At 67.4% G+C, this 19,565-nt stretch carries 17 protein-coding genes; 13 read left to right on the top strand and 4 right to left on the bottom strand.

Going from position 1 to position 19,565, the window contains the following annotated elements; translation table 11 throughout:
- From CDN38_RS04345 to CDN38_RS04405, 13 genes are read left to right on the top strand one after another with little or no spacing between them, the layout of a single operon-like run.
- Entirely contained in the window at window positions 1-645 is a 645-nt protein-coding gene (locus CDN38_RS04345; RefSeq protein ID WP_075513788.1) for a DUF6084 family protein, read from the top strand.
- Window positions 642-1,955, top strand: coding sequence for a hypothetical protein (locus CDN38_RS04350; RefSeq protein WP_099318802.1), 1,314 nt, complete (start codon window positions 642-644; stop codon window positions 1,953-1,955). The genes CDN38_RS04345 and CDN38_RS04350 overlap by 4 nt, the downstream gene beginning before the upstream one ends.
- 12 nt (window positions 1,956-1,967) lie before the next feature.
- Window positions 1,968-2,087, top strand: coding sequence for a DUF6893 family small protein (locus CDN38_RS32830; RefSeq protein WP_099318803.1), 120 nt, complete (start codon window positions 1,968-1,970; stop codon window positions 2,085-2,087).
- 18 nt (window positions 2,088-2,105) lie between these two features.
- On the top strand, window positions 2,106-2,606 hold the full coding sequence (locus CDN38_RS04360) for a hydrogenase maturation protease (protein WP_099318804.1): 501 nt from the start codon (window positions 2,106-2,108) through the stop codon (window positions 2,604-2,606).
- 2 nt (window positions 2,607-2,608) lie between these two features.
- Window positions 2,609-2,860 (top strand): HypC/HybG/HupF family hydrogenase formation chaperone, encoded by a 252-nt coding sequence (locus CDN38_RS04365; RefSeq protein WP_099319322.1) that lies wholly within the window; start codon window positions 2,609-2,611, stop codon window positions 2,858-2,860.
- A gap of 1 nt (window position 2,861) precedes the next feature.
- Entirely contained in the window at window positions 2,862-5,210 is a 2,349-nt protein-coding gene (gene hypF, locus CDN38_RS04370; RefSeq protein ID WP_099318805.1) for a carbamoyltransferase HypF, read from the top strand.
- Window positions 5,207-5,923, top strand: a complete 717-nt coding sequence (locus CDN38_RS04375) for a HypC/HybG/HupF family hydrogenase formation chaperone (protein WP_075513753.1) — start codon at window positions 5,207-5,209, stop codon at window positions 5,921-5,923. Before hypF ends, CDN38_RS04375 begins: the two co-directional genes overlap by 4 nt.
- Window positions 5,923-6,585: a D-sedoheptulose-7-phosphate isomerase gene (locus tag CDN38_RS04380; RefSeq protein WP_075513752.1), complete on the top strand. Its 663-nt coding sequence runs from the start codon at window positions 5,923-5,925 to the stop codon at window positions 6,583-6,585. Before CDN38_RS04375 ends, CDN38_RS04380 begins: the two co-directional genes overlap by 1 nt.
- On the top strand, window positions 6,582-7,691 hold the full coding sequence (gene hypE, locus CDN38_RS04385; RefSeq protein WP_082277448.1) for a hydrogenase expression/formation protein HypE: 1,110 nt from the start codon (window positions 6,582-6,584) through the stop codon (window positions 7,689-7,691). The genes CDN38_RS04380 and hypE overlap by 4 nt, the downstream gene beginning before the upstream one ends.
- Before the next feature lie 18 nt (window positions 7,692-7,709).
- Complete coding sequence (locus CDN38_RS04390; protein ID WP_075513751.1) at window positions 7,710-7,982, top strand: HypC/HybG/HupF family hydrogenase formation chaperone; 273 nt, start codon at window positions 7,710-7,712, stop codon at window positions 7,980-7,982.
- A 16-nt stretch (window positions 7,983-7,998) separates the two neighbouring features.
- Window positions 7,999-9,138, top strand: a complete 1,140-nt coding sequence (gene hypD, locus CDN38_RS04395; protein ID WP_075513750.1) for a hydrogenase formation protein HypD — start codon at window positions 7,999-8,001, stop codon at window positions 9,136-9,138.
- Window positions 9,139-9,140: 2 nt separating this feature from the next.
- Window positions 9,141-9,890, top strand: a complete 750-nt coding sequence (locus tag CDN38_RS04400) for a DUF6390 family protein (RefSeq protein ID WP_408632994.1) — start codon at window positions 9,141-9,143, stop codon at window positions 9,888-9,890.
- Between the two features lie 2 nt (window positions 9,891-9,892).
- Window positions 9,893-11,011, top strand: a complete 1,119-nt coding sequence (locus CDN38_RS04405) for an alkaline phosphatase family protein (RefSeq protein ID WP_075513784.1) — start codon at window positions 9,893-9,895, stop codon at window positions 11,009-11,011.
- Between the two features lie 194 nt (window positions 11,012-11,205).
- On the opposite strand, the gene CDN38_RS31675 is transcribed toward CDN38_RS04405, so the two are convergent.
- The 4 genes from CDN38_RS31675 to CDN38_RS31680 all read right to left on the bottom strand — a co-directional run bounded on the left by CDN38_RS31675 (window position 11,206) and on the right by CDN38_RS31680 (window position 19,481).
- Window positions 11,206-11,328, bottom strand: coding sequence for a hypothetical protein (locus CDN38_RS31675; RefSeq protein WP_267888326.1), 123 nt, complete (start codon window positions 11,326-11,328; stop codon window positions 11,206-11,208).
- Between the two features lie 53 nt (window positions 11,329-11,381).
- On the bottom strand, window positions 11,382-12,143 hold the full coding sequence (locus CDN38_RS04410) for a gamma-glutamyl-gamma-aminobutyrate hydrolase family protein (RefSeq protein WP_075513749.1): 762 nt from the start codon (window positions 12,141-12,143) through the stop codon (window positions 11,382-11,384).
- A 142-nt stretch (window positions 12,144-12,285) separates the two neighbouring features.
- Window positions 12,286-12,840 carry an alpha/beta hydrolase gene (locus CDN38_RS04415; RefSeq protein ID WP_075513748.1) on the bottom strand — a complete coding sequence of 185 codons (555 nt, stop codon included), beginning with the start codon at window positions 12,838-12,840 and terminating at the stop codon, window positions 12,286-12,288.
- 71 nt (window positions 12,841-12,911) lie between these two features.
- Window positions 12,912-19,481, bottom strand: coding sequence for a PPE family protein (locus CDN38_RS31680; RefSeq protein ID WP_180276286.1), 6,570 nt, complete (start codon window positions 19,479-19,481; stop codon window positions 12,912-12,914).
- Window positions 19,482-19,565: the final 84 nt, after the last annotated feature.

A 19,565-nucleotide genomic window follows, 5' to 3' on the forward strand; every position in this document is an offset into this window, starting at 1 on the left:
ATGGACCTGACGTTCGCCGTACTCGACGTGGCGCCGGAGCCGTATACCGTCAGCCCGGTGCTCACCGCCCGCATCAGCGTCGCCGCCAGCGGCGACGACCCGGTGCACGCCGTCGCGCTGCGCTGCCAGGTCCGCATCGAACCGCTGCGGCGTTCCTACTCCGACGACGAAGCCGCCGGACTGCTCGACTTGTTCGGACCCCGGGAACGCTGGGTAAACACCCAGCGGACCTTCCTGTGGCAGCATTGCACCGCCATGGTGCCGGGTTTCACCGGCCACACCACCGCGGCGCTACCCTTGGGCTGCACCTACGACTTCGAGGTGGCCGCGGCCAAGTACCTGCACGCGCTGCGCGCCGGCGCAGTCCCCCTCCAATTCCTATTCAGCGGAACAGTTTTCGTCAAGTCCGAACGTGGTTTCTCGGTGCAGCACGTGTCCTGGGACTGCGAGGACCGCTATGACATGCCGGTCGCGGTGTGGCGCGAGCTGATGGCACAGCACTACCCGAGCACCGGGTGGCTGCGGCTCAGTCATGACACCATCAGCGCGCTGGCCCGCTACAAGTCGGCGCGCGGCCTGCTCGACCTGGACCACGCTCTCACCGCGCTGTTGGCCGACGCATCGCAACGGGAGGCAAGCCCGTGACTCCCAGCTGGGACCGCGCCCGCGCCGTCGCCGACGCGGTGCTCTACGAAGGCTATCTGCTCTACCCCTACCGCGGGACGTCGAGCAAGAACCAATCCCGTTGGCAGTTCGGCGTTCTGGGACCACCCGGGGCGGCCGAGGCCGGGCTGGGCGAAGACGACACGATGGCGGCGCAGTTGCTGGTCGACGGCGCCCGGGCGATCACCCTGGTGGTGCGATTCCTGCAGCTGCAGCACCGCCGCGCCGAGCGCGCACATGCCGGCGGCGGGTTCGAACCCGTGGCCGAACTGACCACGACGTCGGGATCGTGGCTGTCCTGGGACGAAGCCGTCGAATGTGAAAGGTCCTTCGGCCCGTTGGTATTCGAGGACCAGCCGTGGACGCTACCGCTGCTGGCACCGGAAGCGACCGACGTCGAATCCGTCGACGGCGGCCGTCTGGTTCGGCACCGCCGGGAGGTGCGTGGCGAGCTCAGCGTCTCCAGCGAACCCGACGGTGAGCTGCGCCGGGTCTCGGTACGTATCGCCAACGTCGGTCCCAGCCCTTGCGACAAGGACGATGCGATCGCGCGGTCGCTGATCGGCACCCATATCATCGCCGAAGTGGTTGGCGGCCAGTTTGTTTCGTTGCTCGAACCGCCGCCGGCCGCATCCGGGGCGGTGTCGCGGTGCACCCAGCACCGATGCTTCCCGGTGCTGGCCGGGCCACCGGGCAGCCACGACCTGTTGCTGATTTCGCCGATCATCCTCTACGACCACCCCGAGGTCGCCGAACAGAGCAGCACCGCGCTGTATGACTGCACCGAGATCGACGAGATCCTGACGTTGCGCGTGATGACCATGACCGACGAAGAAAAGGCTCAGGCGCGGGCCACCGATCCGCGGGCCGCCCGGATCATCGACCGGTGTGAGGCCATGTCGGCGCAGGACATGGCCCGGTTGCACGGGGTGCTGCGGGACCCGCACGGGGTTGCCGGGTTGGTCCCGGAGGTGCCCGTGGGGATCGACTGGTGGGATCCGCTGGCCAACGACGCGGTTCGTCCCGAGGTCGACGCGGTGCCGGTGAACGGAGTCCGGATCGCGCGGGGCAGCCGGGTCCGGTTACGGCCGAGGCGCAACGCCGACGCGCAGGACATCTTCGTCGCCGGCAAGACCGCCCGCGTCGCGTCGGTGCACCAGGACGTTGACGGCAACACGCACGTCGCCGTGGTCGTCGATGACGATCCGGCGGCCGAATTGCACGAGTGGTACGGCCGTTACCTGTACTTCTCCCCTGACGAGGTGGAACCGCTGCAAACGCAAACCATGTGAAAGGAGTTCGCCATGGACGTCTTAGGTTGGGTGTTCATTGCCCTCATCGGGCTGGTGGTGGCCGTCGCGGTGGCGTTGGGGGTGGCATCACTACCGGATGCCCGCCGCTACCTGAAGCTACGGCGGATGTAGCCGGGGCCGGGCCAGCCCATGACAGCGCGCATCCTGGTCGCCGGAATCGGCAACATTTTCCTGGGGGACGACGGTTTCGGCTCCGAGGTGCTGCGCCACGCCGAGATTCCGCAGGACGGTTCGCAGGTGCGCGTCATCGACTACGGCATCCGCGGCATGCATCTGGCCTACGACCTGCTCGAGGGTTGGGACACCCTGGTGCTGGTCGACGCGGTGCCCAGCCGCGGCAATCCGGGCGCCTTGCACGTCTTCCAGGCCGATCATGACGAGTGGTTCGACCCGGCGAGCCTGGAGGCGCACAACATGGACCCGGCCACCGTCTTCGCGAACCTGAGGGCGCTGGGGGGCACGCCGCCCTACACCGTCGTCGTCGGGTGCGAGGCGGGTAGCGTCGAAGAAGGCATGGGGCTCAGCGAACCCGTCGCCAAGGCCGTCCCCCGCGCCGCCCGCGCGGTCGAGGAGATTGTCGCGGCGTTGCGAACGACCTCGGCCCCGGAAGCGATCCGAGAGGAGTGCTGATCATGTGCCTGGGTATACCCGGTCAGGTGATCAGCATGCTCGACGGCTACGAGGGGCAGCTGGCACTGGTCGATGTCACCGGCGAGCAGCGCAAAGTCAACGTGGGCATGCTTCCGGAGGAGACGTTCGCACCCGGTGACTGGGTGATCATTCACCTGGGCTTCGTGGTCGAGAAGACCGACCGGGCCGGAGCCGAGCAGGCGATGGCCGGCCTGGAGCTGATGGGGCGGGGCCGCGATCCCGATGGCGATTGACATGACCGACACGCCCTTGTTGCTGCGCTCCGACGACTTTCGGCGGCGCATCACCGTCACCGGTGTCGTCCAAGGGGTCGGTTTTCGTCCGTTCGTCCACGTGCTGGCCACCGAGCTGGGCCTGGCCGGGTTCGTCGGCAACGATTCCGGCGCCGTCTTCATGGAGGTGCAGGGCGGGCGCGCTCAGCTCGACGAGTTCGCCCGCCGGTTGCGTGCCGAGGCGCCGCCGCTGGCTCGGATCAGCTCGGTCTCGGTGACCGAGATTGCAACCGAGACAAGCACATCCGGGTTCCGGATCGTGGCCAGCCAGTCGGTCGGCGGTGCCACGACGCCGATTCCCCCCGATGTCGCGGTGTGCGACGACTGCATCGCCGAATTGTTCGACCCCCGCGACCGCCGCTACCGGCACCCGTTCATCACCTGCACCAACTGCGGGCCACGGTTCACCGTGATCCGCACGCTGCCCTATGACCGCCCGGGTACCACCATGGCGGGGTTCGCCATGTGCGAGCGCTGCGCCGCCGAATACCACGACCCCTGCGATCGCCGGTTCCACGCGCAGCCGATCGCCTGCCCGGACTGCGGGCCGGCGCTGTGGTTTCGGTCAGCCGCCGGGCGGGTTCGCGGCTCCGACGCGGCGCTGGCGGCCACCCAACGGGCGCTGGCAGCCGGCGCGGTGGTCGCCATCAAGGGGATCGGCGGTTACCACCTGGCCTGCGCGGTCGACGACGACGCGGTGGTGTGTTCGCTGCGGTCACGAAAGGCGCGGGGCGCCAAGCCGTTCGCTATGCTGGTGCGCGATCTGGACGTGGCCCGCCGCTACGCTCACGTCGACGACACCGAGGCGGCGGTGTTGTCCGGTCCGGCCCGGCCCATCGTGTTGCTGCGCCGGCGCGACACCGCCGCGGTGGCCGACTCCGTTGCGCCCGGCAGCCCGCTGCTCGGGCTGATGTTGCCCTACTCCCCCATCCATCACCTGCTGCTGGCGCCGGTGCCCGGTGGCCGCGGCCCGGTACCCGACGCGCTGGTGCTGACCAGCGCCAACCGGTCCGACGAGCCCATCTGTTTCACCGACGCCGATGCGGCAGAGCGACTTTCGCCGCTCTGCGATGCGGTGCTCGACCACGACCGTCCCATCCACGTGCCCTGTGACGACTCGGTGGTGCGGGTGCTCAGCGAGGGCGGGTCGAGCCGCGAACTGCCGATCCGCCGCTCCCGCGGCTACGCGCCGCTGCCGATCGAGCTCGGGTGCGACGGCCCGGCCGTTTTGGCGGCGGGCGGGGAACTGAAGAACACGTTCTGCCTCACCGATGGCCGGCGCGCGTACCTGTCCGCCCACATCGGCGACATGGGTACCTGGGAGACGCTGCGCGCGTTCGAGCGCGCGGTGCGCCAGCTCAGCGAAATACGCGGTGAACCACAGCGTTTGGCTGCCGATCTGCATCCTGGGTATCACACCCGCGGTTGGGCGGAGCGCCACGCCGGCGACCGACCGCTCGATCTGATCCAGCACCACCATGCGCACGTGGTGTCGCTGCTGGCCGAACACGGGCGCCTCGGCGAACCCGTCGTCGGAGTCTCCTTCGACGGCACCGGTTACGGCTGCGATGCCACCATCTGGGGCGGGGAGATCCTGGTCCTCGGCCGCGACAGTCACCGCTTCGTCCGGGCCGGGCACCTGTTGCCGGTGCGGCTGCCCGGAGGCGACGCCGCGGTGCGCAATCCCTGGCGGATGGCGCTGGCGCAGCTGTGGCAGGCCGACCTCGACTGGACCCCGGATCTGGCGCCGGTCGCCGTCGCGACGCCCGGCGAATTACGGCTCATTCGTTCGCAATTGGAGAGCGGCGCCGGCTGTGTGCCGTGTTCGAGCATGGGCCGGTTGTTCGACGCGGTCGCGTCGATGCTCGGGGTGCGCCACCGGATCGACTACGAAGGCCAGGCCGCGATCGAACTGGAAGCGCTGGCCGAGACGGCTGGTGACCGGGCCGGGCCGTCGCTGCCCTTGACGGTGCGGACCGACGGGGTCATCGATCCGGCCACCATGGTGCAAACCATGGTGTCGGCCCTGCGCGCCGGCACCCAACCGGCGCTGCTGGCCGCAAGTTTCCACCGAGCGGTCGCCGACGCCGTCGCCAAGGTGGTCGCCCAGGTGGCCGGCGGCGTGCGGCTGGTCGGCCTGACCGGTGGGGTGTTCCAGAACGTCCTGCTGCTGCGTGGGTGCCGGGAACGGTTGCAGCACATGAGTTTCGAGGTGTTAACCCACCACACGGTGCCGCCCAACGACGGCGGGTTGGCGCTCGGTCAGGCCGTGATTTCGATGCTGACCGGGGCGGAGGCGGCCGAGCAATGAGCATTCCCACCGCCATCGACCGCGGACTCAGTGCCGAGTTGGCCGCCGACCTGGCAGCCACCGCTTTCACGCTGGCCAAGCGGTTCGCCGCGGGAGCCACCATGTGGTCGATCGCGCCGTCGTGGGAACCGCATGCCCTGCACATCGCGGTCGAGTTCGTCCATCCGGTGATCATGGGCAAACGCGCCCTGCCCGCGGTGGCCCTGACCGGACCCGACCTGGTGGATCTGGTGCGGGTATCGGTGCGGCCCGGCGACATCGTCGTCGCGGTCGCCGGCGCCGAGCAGCCGGACGTACGCTCGATCATGCGACGCGGTCCGGCCTGGGGTGCCACCACGCTGTGGATCGGTAGCGGTGAGCGCCCGAAACCCGGCGCGGCCGACCACGTGTTGTGGCTTGACGACCTCGACCCGCGGGTGCCCGCGACCGGTGGCTTCGTGCTCCTCTATCACGTGTTGTGGGAGCTGACGCATGTGTGTTTCGAGCATCCAGGGCTACTCAAACCTGAATGCGCAGACGAGGTTTGCGTCACCTGTAGCGACGAGGGGCGCCTGGGCGAGGTGGTGGCCGCTACGGCCGACGGGCTGGCCGCCGTGCGCACCGCGCGCGGCGTCGAGGATGTGGTGACCACGCTGGTCGGCCCGGTCGCGGCCGGAGATCTGGTGCTGGTGCATGCCGGCACGGCCCTCAGCCGCCTCGAGGAGGACGCCTGATGAGCGACGAGCCGACCAACTTCCTGTATCCGTTCATCGATGCGCAGGAGGAAAACCCCGAATCGCTGCTGGCCGACCTGGCCGCGTCGGCGCAGGCGAAGGCCGCCGAAAGCCTGGCGCTGCGCCGCCGCACGCTGGAAGCCAACGCCGACCTGTTGGCGGCAGCCGCCACCGAAATGGCGCGCCGGTTCGCGGCGGGCGGGCGGCTGTTCACCTTCGGAAACGGCGGCAGCTGCACCGATTCCACCACCCTGGCGCGGCTGTTCGCCCGGCCGCCGATCGGCACGCCGCTGCCGGCCTGGTCGTTGACCGCCGACCAGGCGATACTCACCGCCTTGGGCAACGACGTCGGATTCGACCTGGTATTCGCCCGCCAGCTGATCGCCCGGGCACGCGACGGCGACATCGCGATCGCCATGTCGACCAGCGGCAATTCGCCTAATCTGCTGACCGCGCTCGCCGAGGCGCGTCAGCGGGGCCTGTACACCATCGGCTTCGCCGGATATGACGGCGGCGCCTTCGCCGACAACCCCAATGTGGACACCTGCTTCATCGTTCGGTCACAAAGCGTGCACCGGATCCAGGAATCGCAGGCGCTGCTGGGCTATCAACTGTGGGTGGCGGTCCACGAACGGGGCAGCCGGGATCGAGGGGCCGCATGAGCCGCGCCGGCGACTATCTCTCGTCAGGACCGCGTTTTGCCGAGGGCGAGGTCATCGAGCGCATCGAGTCGTTCCGCCGGCGGCGGCCCCGGCTGCTCGACGAGCACGTCACCCTGGCCCACGGAGCCGGGGGCAAAGCCTCGGCGGCGCTGGTCGATGCGGTCTTCCTGGAGGCGTTCCGCAACCCGACGCTGGAGTCGCTGGGCGACGCCGCGGTGCTCCCGTTGCCCAGCGGTGAGCGTGTCGCCATGTCCACCGATTCATTCGTGGTGGCGCCCAGGCGTTTTCCCGGTGGCTCGGTCGGCGCGCTGGCCGTGCACGGAACCTGCAACGACGTGGCGATGGCCGGCGCCGTGCCGTCCTGGATCTCGGCGGCCTTCGTGCTCGAAGAGGGCTTCCCGATCGCCGAACTCAAAGAAATCGTCGCCGACATGGCGGCCGCGGCCGCCGAGGCCGGGGTGCAGATCGTCACCGGCGACACCAAGGTGGTGCCCAGGGGCGCCGCCGACGGCCTGTTCATCACCACCACCGGAACCGGGATCATTCCCGCCGGGCGGCAGCTGTCCGCCGGCGCGGTGCGTGCCGGCGACAAGGTGTTGCTGTCGGGATCGATGGGCGATCACGGCATGGCCGTGATGCTGGCCCGCGGCGATCTGGCCATCGAGGCCGACATCGCTTCCGACACCGCCTCGCTCAGCCCGTTGGTGGAACTGCTGATGGCGGCCGCGCCGTCGACCCGCTGGCTGCGCGATGCCACCCGCGGCGGGGTGGGCACCGTCTGCAACGAACTGGCCCAGGCCTGCGGACTCGGGGTGTTGCTGGAGGAGGAGCGGCTTCCGGTGGCACCCATGGTCAACGGCGCGTGTGAGCTGCTGGGTATCGACCCGCTCTATGTCGCCAACGAAGGCAAGTTCGTCGCCGTCGTCGCACCGGAGGAAGCCGAACCCGGGCTGGCCGCGGTGCGCTCGCATCCGCTGGGCGCCGATGCCGCCGAAGTGGGCGAAATCGTCGCCGAACCGGCCGAAACCGTGATACTGCGAACCGGATTCGGCGGTACCCGGATCGTCGACATGCTGGTCGGCGATCCGTTGCCGCGAATCTGCTGACCTGGGAAAGGAACTGACATGTGCCTGGGTATTCCGGGGCGGATCGTCGAGATCACCGACCCGGCAAACTATCTGGCGAAGGTCGACGTCAGCGGAGTGCAGCGGATGATCAGCGTGCGGCTACTCGACGAGGACATGCCGGCACCGGACGACTGGGTGCTCATCCACGTCGGTTTCGCGATGGCCAAGATCGACGAGACCGAGGCGCTGCTCACCCTGGACGCGATCCAGAAGCTGGGCGATGCCTACACCACCGAAATGCAAGCCTTCGATTCGTCGGCGATCATCTGAACAGGGGTGCCACACCATGAAATTCGTTGACGAATTCCGCGACCCGGCCGCGGCGCGCAAACTGCTGACGGTGATCGAGCATCTGGCCGGCTCCGGCCCCGAACACTTCAAGTTCATGGAGGTCTGCGGCGGGCATACCCACACCATCTATCGGCACGGGATCGAACATCTGCTGCCCGACAACGTCGAACTGGTGCATGGCCCCGGTTGCCCGGTGTGCGTGATCCCGATGGGCCGCATCGACGATGCCATGTGGCTGGCCGGCCAGCTCGACGTCGTCTTCACCTGCTTCGGCGACATGATGCGAGTGCCCGGCTCGGCCGGCAGCTTGCTGGACGCCAAGGCTCGCGGCGCCGACGTGCGCTTCGTCTATTCGCCGTTGGACGCGCTCAAGATCGCGGTCGACAACCCGGACAAGCAGGTGGTGTTCTTCGCGATCGGCTTCGAGACCACCGCGCCGTCGACGGCGGTCACGCTGGTGCGAGCCCGCGACCTTGGGCTGCCCAACTTCAGTGTGTTCTGCAACCACGTGACCATCGTGCCGCCGATCAAGGCCATCCTGGAATCACCGGACCTGCGGCTGTCGGGCTTCATTGGCCCCGGCCATGTTTCGACCGTCGTCGGCAACCGGCCGTACCGGTTCGTGCCGCAGGTGTACGGAAAGCCGTTGGTGGTCTCCGGGTTTGAGCCGCTGGACATCCTGGCGTCGGTCGCGATGCTGCTGCGCCAGATCCGTGAGGGCCGCTGCGAGGTGGAAAACCAGTACAAGCGGGTGGTGCCCGAACAGGGCAATCCGGCCGCACTGGCGCTGATGGGCAAGGTGTTCGCATTGCGTCCGCACTTCGAATGGCGCGGGCTGGGTTTCATCTCGCAGAGCGCGCTGCGGCTGCACGACGATTTCGCCGGCTTCGACACCGAACTGCGGTTCGCGATGCCCGGGGTGCGGGTGGCCGACCCGAAAGCGTGCCAGTGCGGTGAGGTGCTCAAGGGTGTGCTCAAGCCCTGGGAATGCAAGGTTTTCGGCACCGCGTGCACCCCGGAGACACCGATCGGCACCTGCATGGTGTCCCCGGAGGGAGCATGTGCGGCCTACTACAACTTCGGTCGCATGCACCGTGACGCCGTCAAGTTGGTGGGGTCCTCGGGACGGGGGTGACGGTGGCCGACGCGATCAGCCGCGACCTCGAGCCGGGCACCGAGATGTTCGCCCGGTATGCCTATGCCCCTAACGCGCTGGGTTATTGTGGTCCCCCGCTGGGAGCCACCCTGCGCGACGGCTCGGCCGACGACGTGCGGGTGGCGGCGACGAAGTTCTCCGGGGCCTGGCCGTACCTGCGCGTGCTGTCACGGCTGACCGGCATCGCCGACCCGCTGGACTACCGGCTGGTCGAATCGTATTGGCTCGGCGGCGGCGTCGGCGCCGACGTCGATCCCGGCCGGTTCTTCGAGGAACTGCTGGCCATCATCGGCCCGCAGGCGGGACGCTACTGGTCGCACCTCCCGCAGCTGGCCGACGAGGCCGCCGCCAATCACTGCTTTCACGTCTTCGGCGTCTATCCGTGGACCCGGTTTCTGGGCCGGGGCATGGACGAGCACCCGTTGAGCGTCTTGGACAACTGCCGGATCACCTGGGGCACAGTCCTTTCCCGCACCGGCGATGCCGTCGAAATCCACTGCCGAAGGCTGGTTTGGAACGGCGCGACGCTGGAGCTGTCAGAGCCCTCGCCACGGGTACTCGACGTCTGGGCCGACGGGTACAGCGCCGTTCCCGACGTCGCCGCCGGCGACGACGTCGCCGTGCACTGGGGCCGGCTGTGCGGGCGGCTATGGCCGCACCAGCTGCGCGCGCTGGCCGACAGCACCGACCGACAACTGCGGGTGACCAGCCGGCGCCTGGCGCCGGTCTAGTGGTGCTCGGTTCGATCTGCGACGTGCTGCCCGCCGCGGCCGCGCTGCTCGGGGTCTCCGCAGCGGTCGACAAGCTGGGGATTGCGGACCGCGTCGGCCGGGTCGATCGCGTCCTGGTGATCCTCGTCGACGGGTTGGGCTGGCACCTGCTGCCCGAATTGGCCGGCGACGCACCGCTTCTCGCCGCGGTCCTGGCCGGTGCCACCGGGCGGCTCAGCCAGCTCGTGTGCACGTTCCCGTCCACCACCCCCACCAACCTGGTCTCCTTGACCACCGGAGCCCAGCCCGGCGAGCATGGCATCCTGGGCTTCACGCTCAATATCCCGGGTACCGGCACGGTGCTCAATCACATCCGGTGGCGCGACGATCCGCCGCACACCCAATGGCAACCGCTGCCCACCTGGTTCGAGCGACTGGCCCGGGCCGGCGTCGAGGTGCGCGCCGTGCTGCCGCAGTGGTTAGTCGGCAGCGGGCTGACCGCCGCGGCATACCGGGGGGCGCAACTTCGCGCGGCGTATCAGGACCAGGACTACGTCGAGCAGATCGCCGACGAGTTGGCTGCGGCGCCCGGGCTGGTCTACGGCTACACCGCCGAACTCGACACTGCGGCGCACCTATTCGGCCTCGGTTCGCAGCAATGGCACGCCGCGGCGAGCAGCGTCGACGACCTACTGACCCGGCTGGTCGAGGCGCTGCCCCCGGATGCGGCGCTGCTGGTGACCGCCGACCATGGCGGTCTCAACGTGCCCGCGGTTGCGCGGCTCGATCTCGATGCCGACCCGCGGCTGACGGCGGGAATCCGGGTGGTCGCCGGCGAACCGCGGGTGCGCTACCTGCACACCCAACCCGGCGCCACCGCCGATGTGCTGGCCACCTGGAGAGAAGTGCTGGCCGGCCGGGCGGACGTGCACAGCCGCCAGGAGGCGGTGGCGACGGGACTGTTCGGCCGGGTGACCCCGCGGCACCTGCCGCGGATCGGCGACGTCGTGGTCATCTGCCGCGGCGAAACGGCCGTGCTGGCAACCGGCCACGAGCCTCCGGAAACGGCCCGGCTCATCGGTTTTCACGGTGCGGCCACGGACGCCGAGATGGCCATCCCGCTGATCGCCTTCGGGGTCTGACCCCTCGGCGACAACCATTCGCCAAAGTTGTCCTGCGAACCGATTGCATCTGGACGGAGACTGTAGTTTTGTATTTTGCAGGAACAGGCTTCCGAGACTTGAGGTGAAGCCATGGCCGGTGCGTCGTTTCGCCGGCGCCTTGCGCGCCGGGGCGGGGCCTTCGGTAAGCCGCTGCGCCAGTTGCCAATCCGCACCTACCGCCAGATCGGACCGACGTGGACGGCCCCGGCCGGATGCCCCGGAGCCGACTTATCCATGGCCTTGCCGTCGAGTGCCGCCGGGACCGCACCGGAGTTTTCGGGAGCAATGCCCGGCATGCTCGGCGGGATGCTGCTGAGCGGCCTGGGCGGGCGCAGCTCTGCACCGGCACTTACCGGTCCGCGTACCCGCGGGCCGCGGTTACCAGTCCGGCGAACAACCGCAAGTCGTCCAGCGACTTCTCCGGATGCCATTGCACCGCAAGCGCAAATCCGTTGCCGGGCAATTCCAGCGCTTCCACTACGCCGTCGGCGTCCGTCGCGCTGACCACCAGGCCCGCCGCGACTTCGTCGACCGCCTGGTGGTGATAGCAGGGCACGTCGGCGGACTCGCCGATCAGCCCGGCCAGCCGAGTGCCCGGCACGGTGCGGACCGGCAACGGCGTGAACACCGCGTTGCCCGCGCAATGCCCGCCGTGGCCGATGACGTCGGGAAGGTGCTGATGCAGCGTGCCGCCGAGCGCAACGTTGAGCAGTTGCACACCACGACAGATCCCGAACACGGGCAGCTCGCGGGCCAGTGCACCCTTCAGCAGCGCGAATTCCCAGGCGTCGCGCTCGGCTCGGGGCCGGTCGGTGGCCGGATGCGGGTACTGTCCGTATGCGGCGGGCTCGATGTCGTAGCCCCCGGTGATCACCAAAGCATGCAGGCCGTCCAACACCCGGTTCGCGTTCTCCGGATCCACCGGCTGCGGCGGCAGCAATACCGCGTTACCACCGGCCATGATGACGGCGTCGGAGTAGTCGGCAGGCAGGTAGCTCGCGGGTACGTCCCAGATCCCGGTCTGCACCCGCTCCCGATACGTCGTCAGACCGATCACCGGCCGCCGGCCCCTAGAGCTGTTCGAAACCACGCTGGCTCCCCAATCAATCACCGCCGCATTGAAACTGATTTGACCGCCGCCTGCCCACTCGGGCTTGCCAGCCGGGCAACACCGCGAAACGCATTGTAGGACAATAATTTCGACGTCGTGCGTACCACTGCGCCGAGCACGTTGATGCAGAGCCGGCGCCGCACTACCAGCCGCTGGTCCGCAGGACGATCTCGGTGGCCAACTGCGCGGTCGAGTTGTGTGCATTGCGCCGCGCCGGCAGGTCCACGACCCGGTAATCGGCGTAGACCAGTCGCTGGCTGTCGCGGGCAACCTTGCGCGTAGCCGGAGAACTCACCAGCACGGTGGTGCTGATCTCCACCGGCGGGCAGTGGTCGTCGCGGACCACGCCGTTGACATCGGCCACCTGCGGATGTCCGCGATCGATGGCCACCAGACCGGCGAACCGCCCCAGCCTGGTCGCCGCCAGTTCCCAGGCGAGCTCGCCGCCGGCGCGGTCACCGACCACCACCGCCCAGCCGATCGCCAGGACGTCGAGGATGCCCATCACGGACTTGGCGGTCAGCCGCGGGTCAGCGCCGATAACGACGGTCCGAAGCGATGCGGTGTGCAGGCGCTCACAAATGGCACCGTAGGCCGCGACGGCACGCTGTTCGGCGCCCAGAATGGTGACGACGACGCCCGTTGCCGGACCCGATACCGCTACCGGAACCGGAAATCCGTCGAGCGTGGTCATCATCGCGGACACCTACGCCAAAGTACAGGGAATTGGGCTGGGTGCGCACCGGTTCCAGACGCTCGTGCGGACCGTTACAGACCCGTCAGCGCACCGAAGATGAGGTTGGCGACGTAGAGCGCGCGCGGCACATAACCGATGTCCTCGGTTCCCGAGGTGTAGATCCCGAGGTTCTTGACGCCGGACAACAGGGTGCCTAAGTTGAGCAGGCCGGAGTTGGTCGCACCGAAGTCCAGCAAGCCCGAAACCCCCGCACCCAGGTTCAGCGCTCCGGAGTTCCCGAAACCGGCCAGCAGGCCACCCGAGTTTCCCGCGCCCGGTGTCAACAGGCCCGAATTCCCCGCACCCGGCGTCAGCAAGCCCGAGTTGCCCAGGCCGAACGCCAGGTAGCCGGAGTCCCCGGCGTAGATGTTGAGCAGCCCCGAGCTGCCCGCGCCCGGGTTCAGCGTCCCCGAGTTTCCGGCGCCGGGGTTGTAGCGCCCGGAACTGCCGAAGCCCAGGTTCTGGTTGCCGGAGCTGCCCGCGCCCGGGTTGCTGGTGCCCGAGCTGCCGGCGCCAACGTTGCCGGTGCCCGCATTGCCGGCACCTGGGTTGTTGGTGCCCGAACTGCCAGCCCCGATGTTGGTCGTGCCCGAGCTGCCGAAGCCGATATTGCCGGTGCCGGCATTGCCGCCGCCGATGTTGCTGCGGCCCGAGCTGCCGGCTGACCCGTTGTTGTTGAAGCCCGAACTTCCCGCGCTTCCCGCGTTGTCTTTGCCCGAGTCCCCGCCGGTGCCCGAGTTGCCCGAACCCGAGCTGCCCTGCGCCGCGATGTTGCCGGTCCCCGAGCTGCCGAATGTCACCGCGTTGTTGCCGGTGCCCGAGTTGCCGGCGCTGCCGTTGTTGTTGAAGCCCGAGTTACCGCCGCTACCGTTGTTGCCTTTGCCGGAATTGCCGGCGGTTCCGTTGTTGCCCGAGCCGGAGCTGCCGCCAGAGGCGTTGTTGTTGGAGCCCGAAGTTCCTGCGCCACCGTTGTTTCCGGTGCCCGACTGTCCGCCGCTGCCGTTGTTGTTGAAGCCGGAGTTACCGGCGCTTCCGTTGTTACCGGTGCCCGAACTTCCCCCGGCCGCCGCATTGGTGCTGCCCGAGCTTCCGAAGGTGGCTCCGGTGTTGTTAGCGCCTGAGTTGCCGCCGCTGCCGCTGTTGTTCTGGCCGGAGTTGCCCGCGCTTCCGGCGTTGCCGGTACCCGAGTTGCCGCCGCTGCCCGAGTTGCCGGTGCCCGAACTGCCGCCGGCCGCAAAATTGTTGGAACCGGAGCTTCCGAAGGTGACTCCGGTGTTGTTGTTGCCCGAGTTACCGCCGCTGCCGCTGTTGCTTTGGCCGGAGTTGCCGGCACTTCCGGAGTTGCCGCTGCCCGAGTTGCCCGCGCTGCCGCTGTTGCCGTTGCCGGAGTTGCCGCCAGCCCCACCGTTGTTCTGCCCTGAACTCCCGGAGGACCCGTTGTTGTTGGTGCCCGAGTTCCCGACACCCCCACTGTTGCCGGTGCCCGATTGGCCGGCACTACCGCTGTTGCCGAAGCCCGAATTCCCGCCGGCCGCCGAGTTTCCGACGCCCGAGGTGCCATTGCCGCCGGTGTTGCGGCTACCAGCGTTGCCGCCACCGGCCGTCCCGTTATTGTCACCCGAATTGCCGCCGCCAGCACCGCCGTTGAAGGAACCTGAATTCCCGCCGCCGGCAACGTTATTGCTGAAACCGGAGTTACCACCACCGGGACTGCTGTTGTTTTCGCCCGAGTTTCCGCCGTTGGCGAAGCCGCCGTTGTTCTTGCCGGAATTGCCCGAACTGCCGGCACCACCGTTGTTGGACCCCGAGTTTCCGCCGCCCACGCCACCGTTGTCGGACCCCGAGTTCCCGCCGCCCACGCCACCGTTGTTCGAGCCGGACCACCCGCCGCCCACGCCATTGTTGTCCTGACCCGATGAGCCGAACGATAGGTTGTTCAAGCCGGACGAACCTGCGAGGTTGCCCGTACCCGAAGCCAGCACCAGGGGCCCATCGCCGGTGTTGCCGTTACCGATGTTGTAGTTGCCCGAATTGTTGTCGCCGGTGTTGAGGTTTCCGGAATTATTGTTGCCGGTGTTGGTGTCACCGGTGTTTCCGTCACCCGTGTTGGTGCTGCCCGAGTTGTTATTGCCGGTGTTGGTGCTACCGCTGTTGCCGTTGCCGGTGTTCGTGTCGCCGGAATTGTTGTCGCCGGTGTTGGTGTTACCCCGGTTGCCGTTGCCGGTATTCGTGTTGCCGGAGTTGTTATCACCGGTGTTCGTCCTGCCGCTGTTCCCGCTGCCGGTGTTGGTGTTGCCGGCGTTGTTGTTTCCGGTGTTGGTGTTGCCCGAGTTGCCGTCGCCGGTGTTGGTGAAGCCGGAGTTCTTGCTGCCGGTGTTGGTGTTGCCTGAGTTGAAGTCGAATCGGTTGGTGTTGCCGGAGTTCGCATTACCGGTGTTGGTGAAGCCAGAGTTCTTTTCGCCGGTGTTGGTGTTGCCGGAATTGCGGTCGCCGGTGTTGGTGTTGCCCGAGTTGCGGTTGCCGGTGTCGGTGAAGCCCGAGTTGTAGTCACCGGTGTTGGTGTTACCCGAATTGTAGCTGCCGGTGTTGGTGTTGCCCGAGTTGTACCCGTCCGGCCGGCTGGGATCGCCATAGGTGTTGGTGTTGCCCGAATTGAAGTTGCCGGTGTTGGTCTTGCCCGAGTTGTGGTTGCCGGTGTTGGTGTTGCCCGAATTGAAGTTGCCGGTGTTGGTGTTACCCGAATTGTAACTGCCGGTGTTGGTGTTGCCCGAGTTGTACCCGTCCGGCCGGCTGGGATCGCCGTAAGTGTTGGTGTTGCCGGAGTTCAGATTGCCGGTGTTGGTGTTGCCCGAGTTCAGGTTTCCGGTGTTGGTGTTCCCCGAATTTTGATTGCCGGTGTTCGTGTTGCCGGAGTTGTAGCTGCCGGTGTTTGTGTTGCCCGAGTTGTATCCGTCGGGGCGACTTGCGTCCCCGTACGTGTTGGTATTCCCGGAGTTCAGGTTGCCGGTGTTGGTGTTGCCGGAGTTCAGGTTTCCGGTGTTGGTATTGCCGGAGTTCAGGTTTCCGGTGTTGGTATTGCCAGAGTTCTGGTTGCCGGTGTTGGTATTGCCAGAGTTCTGGTTACCGGTGTTGGTATTGCCCGAGTTGAGGTTGCCGGTGTTGGTGTTGCCCGAGTTGAGGTTGCCGGTGTTGGTGCCACCTGAGTTGTAGTTGCCGGTATTGGTACCACCTGAGTTGTAATTGCCGGTATTGGTGCCGCCGGAGTTGTACAGGCCCGTGTTGGTGCCACCGGCGTTGTAGCTGCCGGTGTTGGTGCCACCGGAGTTGTAGTCACCGTAGTTGGTGCCACCGGCGTTGTAGTTGCCGGTGTTGGTGCCGCCGGCGTTGTAGTTGCCGGTGTTGGTGCCGCCGGCGTTGTAATTGCCGTAGTTGGTGCCACCGGCATTGTGGTGGCCGGTGTTGGTCCCGCCGGCGTTGTAGTCACCCGTGTTGGTGCCGCCGGCGTTGTAGCTACCGGTGTTGGTCCCGCCGGCGTTGTAGCTGCCGGTATTGGTGCCGCCCGAGTTGTAGCTGCCGGTGTTGGTGCCGCCGGAGTTGAAGTTGCCGGTGTTGGTGCTGCCGGAGTTGTACAGGCCGGTGTTGGTGCTGCCGGAGTTATACAGGCCGGTGTTGGTGTTGCCGGAGTTGAACAGGCCGGTGTTCGTGTGGCCCGAGTTGTACAGACCGGTGTTGGTGTTGCCCGAATTCCAGAAACCCGTGTTGTAGTTGCCGGAGTTGGACGCCAGCGTGTTCCCGATACCGGAATTCCACCAGCCGGTGTTCCCGTTGCCCGCGTTACCGAAGCCGATGTTGTAATTACCTGAATTCCCGAAGCCGATATTTCCGCTGCCCGAGTTACCGAACCCGATGTTGAAGTTTCCGGAATTTCCGAGGCCGAGGTTGAACCATCCCGAATTCAGCCCGCCGATGCCCACCTGGTTGTCGCCGGTAAGCCCCAGACCGAAGTTGTTGTTGCCTCGGTTACCGAATCCCATGTTGTTGTTTCCGGTGTTGCCCCAGCCGACGTTGTTGCTGCCGTTGTTGCCGCCGCCCTGATTGGCGTTGCCGATGTTACCCATGCCGGGATTGTTGTTGCCGAGATTGCCGCTGCCGGTATTGCCGTCACCCCGGTTTCCCTGGCCGGTGTTTCCGGTGCCGTAGTTGCCGGCACCCTGGTTGGTGTTGCCGAAGTTGCCGCTGCCGGAGTTGCCGGTGCCGGTGTTGCCGCTGCCCGAGTTGTTGTTGCCGATGTTGCCGTGGCCGACGTTGCCGCTGCCCTGGTTGCCGCTGCCCTGGTTGTTGTCGCCGGACGAAAGCAGTCCGATTCCCCGGTTGCCGCTGCCGGAGTTGCCGCTGCCGATGTTGCCGCTACCGGAGTTGTCGTTGCCGATGTTGCCGCTGCCCGAGTTGTTGGTCGCCCCGCCGCCGAAGGGATTCTGATTGCCGCTACCGGAATTGCCGCTGCCGATGTTGCCGCTACCGATGTTGTTGTTGCCGATGTTGCCACTGCCGAGGTTGCCGCTGCCCAGGTTGCCGGAGCCCGGGTTGTTATCGCCCCTGTTGCCGTAGCCGGAATTGCCGCTGCCGAAGTTGCCGTCACCGGTGTTGTTGTTGCCGCGGTTGCCCAGGCCGGAATTGGCGTCACCGAAGTTTCCGTTGCCGGTGTTGTTGTTGCCGGTATTCCCGTTGCCCTGGTTGTTATCGCCCTTGTTGCCGAAGCCGGAGTTGCCGTTGCCGAAATTTCCGTCACCGGTGTTGTTGTTGCCCGCGTTGCCGAAGCCGGAATTGGCGTCGCCCTTGTTGCCATCACCGGTATTCCCGCTGCCCACGTTGCCGGTGCCGCGGTTGTTGTCGCCCTTGTTGCCGTCGCCGGCGTTGGTGTTGCCCAGGTTGCCGTCGCCGGTGTTCGTGTCGCCCTTGTTGCCGTCACCGACGTTGGTGCCGCCCAGATTGCCATTTCCGGAATTGGTGTCGCCTTTGTTGGCGTTGCCGGTGTTGCCACTGCCCAGGTTGCCGTCACCGGAGTTGTTGTCGCCCTTGTTGCCGTCGCCGCTGTTGCCCAGCCCCAGGTCGCCGTCGCCGGAGTTGTTGAAGCCCTTGTTGCCATCGCCGATATTTCCGTTGCCGAGGTTTCCGTTACCGGAGTTGTTGTCGCCCTTGTTGCCGTCGCCGGAGTTGCCGCTGCCGAGGTTGCCGTCACCCGGGTTGCCGACCGCCGGGTTGCCGCTGTTGTTGTCGCCATCGCCGGCGTTGTTGTTGCCGATGTTTCCGTCACCGTCGTTGCTGTTGCCCGTGTTGCCACTGCCCACGTTGTTGTTGCCGCGGTTGCCGTCGCCGGAGTTGCCGGTCCCCTGGTTACCGTTGCCGCCGTTGCCGTCCCCGGTGTTACCGCTACCCGGATTGTTGGCGCCGATGTTGCCGTCGCCCTGGTTTCCGTTGCCCCGGTTGCCGTCACCGGCGTTGAAGTTGCCGGTGTTGCCGCTGCCCGGATTGTTGCTGCCCCGGTTGCCGTCGCCGGTGTTGCCGCTGCCCTGGTTACCGCTGCCCTGGTTACCGCTGCCGGTGTTACCGCTACCGACGTTGTTGGCGCCGATGTTGCCGTCGCCCTGGTTTCCGCTGCCCTGGTTGCCGCTGCCCGGGTTGTTGTTGCCGATGTTGCCGCTACCGGGGTTGTTGTCGCCCTGGTTGCCGCTGCCCACGTTGCCGCTGCCCAGGTTGCCATTGCCCTGGTTGCCGTTGCCCTGGTTACCGCTGCCGGAGTTGTTGTTGCCGATGTTGCCGTTGCCGGTGTTTCCGCTGCCCTGGTTGCCGCTACCCGGAAGCGCCAGCGCCGCAGCAGCATTCACGCTCATCGCCCGTGCTGCCGCGGCCGGATCGCCAGCCGGGGTGACGGCCGGGGTGACGACCTGGGCGGAATTGCCGGTCATCGCGGTGGCACCGGAAGAGGCGGCCTTCGTGGTGACGGCGTCGCCGTTACCCGCAGCGCTGGTGGCCGGGGCGCGGCCGGGGCCGCCGAGAAGGCCGCGTAGCGGGCCGGTCAGGTTGTGCAGCGAGCGTTGCCACGGCGTCAGCCGGCCAGCGGCGGCCGAGACCCCGGAATAGTAGCCCGACATGGCCGCCGCATCCTGGGCCCACATCCGCTCGTAGTCGGCCTCGGCAGCCGCGATCGCCGGGGCGTTCTGCCCGAACAGGTTTGAGAACACCAGCGACAGCAGCCGACCCCGGTTGGCCACCAACGCAGCCGGATGTACCGTCGCGGCCTTCGCCGCCTCGAATGCGCCGGCGGCGACCCGGGCCTGGCCCGCGGCCTCCTCGGCCTGTGACGCCGCCGCATTAAGCCAACCCAGATAGGGGGTGGCTGCGCCGGCCATCGCCGCCGCCGCGGGGCCCCGCCACGATCCGTTCGCCAGTCCCGACGTCACCGAACCGAAAGCCGCTGCCGCCGAGGCCAATTCGAAGGCCAATCCGTCCCAGGCCACCGCCGCGGCCAGCATCGGGCCGGACCCGACGCCGGAAAACATCCGCGCCGAGTTGACTTCCGGCGGTAACACCAAGAAATTCATCGAGGGCCTTCTTCCAGCCTTACCCGCGCGGCCGCAGGTCGCCGGCCCCCCGCACCATGTTGGGCAGCAAGATTCGCGCCGCCA

Origin of the sequence: Mycobacterium ostraviense, assembly GCF_002705925.1 — a bacterium.
Lineage (GTDB): Bacteria > Actinomycetota > Actinomycetes > Mycobacteriales > Mycobacteriaceae > Mycobacterium > Mycobacterium ostraviense.

Bases quoted from the DNA above. Each gene is read 5' to 3' on its own strand.
- CDN38_RS04345 (WP_075513788.1), top strand. From the start codon at position 1: ATGGACCTGACGTTCGCCGTACTCGACGTGGCGCCGGAGCCGTATACC.
- CDN38_RS32830 (WP_099318803.1), top strand. From the start codon at position 1,968: ATGGACGTCTTAGGTTGGGTGTTCATTGCCCTCATCGGGCTGGTGGTG.
- CDN38_RS04360 (WP_099318804.1), top strand. From the start codon at position 2,106: ATGACAGCGCGCATCCTGGTCGCCGGAATCGGCAACATTTTCCTGGGG.
- CDN38_RS04365 (WP_099319322.1), top strand. From the start codon at position 2,609: ATGTGCCTGGGTATACCCGGTCAGGTGATCAGCATGCTCGACGGCTAC.
- hypF (WP_099318805.1), top strand. From the start codon at position 2,862: ATGACCGACACGCCCTTGTTGCTGCGCTCCGACGACTTTCGGCGGCGC.
- CDN38_RS04375 (WP_075513753.1), top strand. From the start codon at position 5,207: ATGAGCATTCCCACCGCCATCGACCGCGGACTCAGTGCCGAGTTGGCC.
- CDN38_RS04380 (WP_075513752.1), top strand. From the start codon at position 5,923: ATGAGCGACGAGCCGACCAACTTCCTGTATCCGTTCATCGATGCGCAG.
- hypE (WP_082277448.1), top strand. From the start codon at position 6,582: ATGAGCCGCGCCGGCGACTATCTCTCGTCAGGACCGCGTTTTGCCGAG.
- CDN38_RS04390 (WP_075513751.1), top strand. From the start codon at position 7,710: ATGTGCCTGGGTATTCCGGGGCGGATCGTCGAGATCACCGACCCGGCA.
- hypD (WP_075513750.1), top strand. From the start codon at position 7,999: ATGAAATTCGTTGACGAATTCCGCGACCCGGCCGCGGCGCGCAAACTG.
- CDN38_RS31675 (WP_267888326.1), bottom strand. From the start codon at position 11,328: ATGCCGGGCATTGCTCCCGAAAACTCCGGTGCGGTCCCGGCGGCACTC.
- CDN38_RS04415 (WP_075513748.1), bottom strand. From the start codon at position 12,840: ATGATGACCACGCTCGACGGATTTCCGGTTCCGGTAGCGGTATCGGGT.
- CDN38_RS31680 (WP_180276286.1), bottom strand. From the start codon at position 19,481: ATGAATTTCTTGGTGTTACCGCCGGAAGTCAACTCGGCGCGGATGTTT.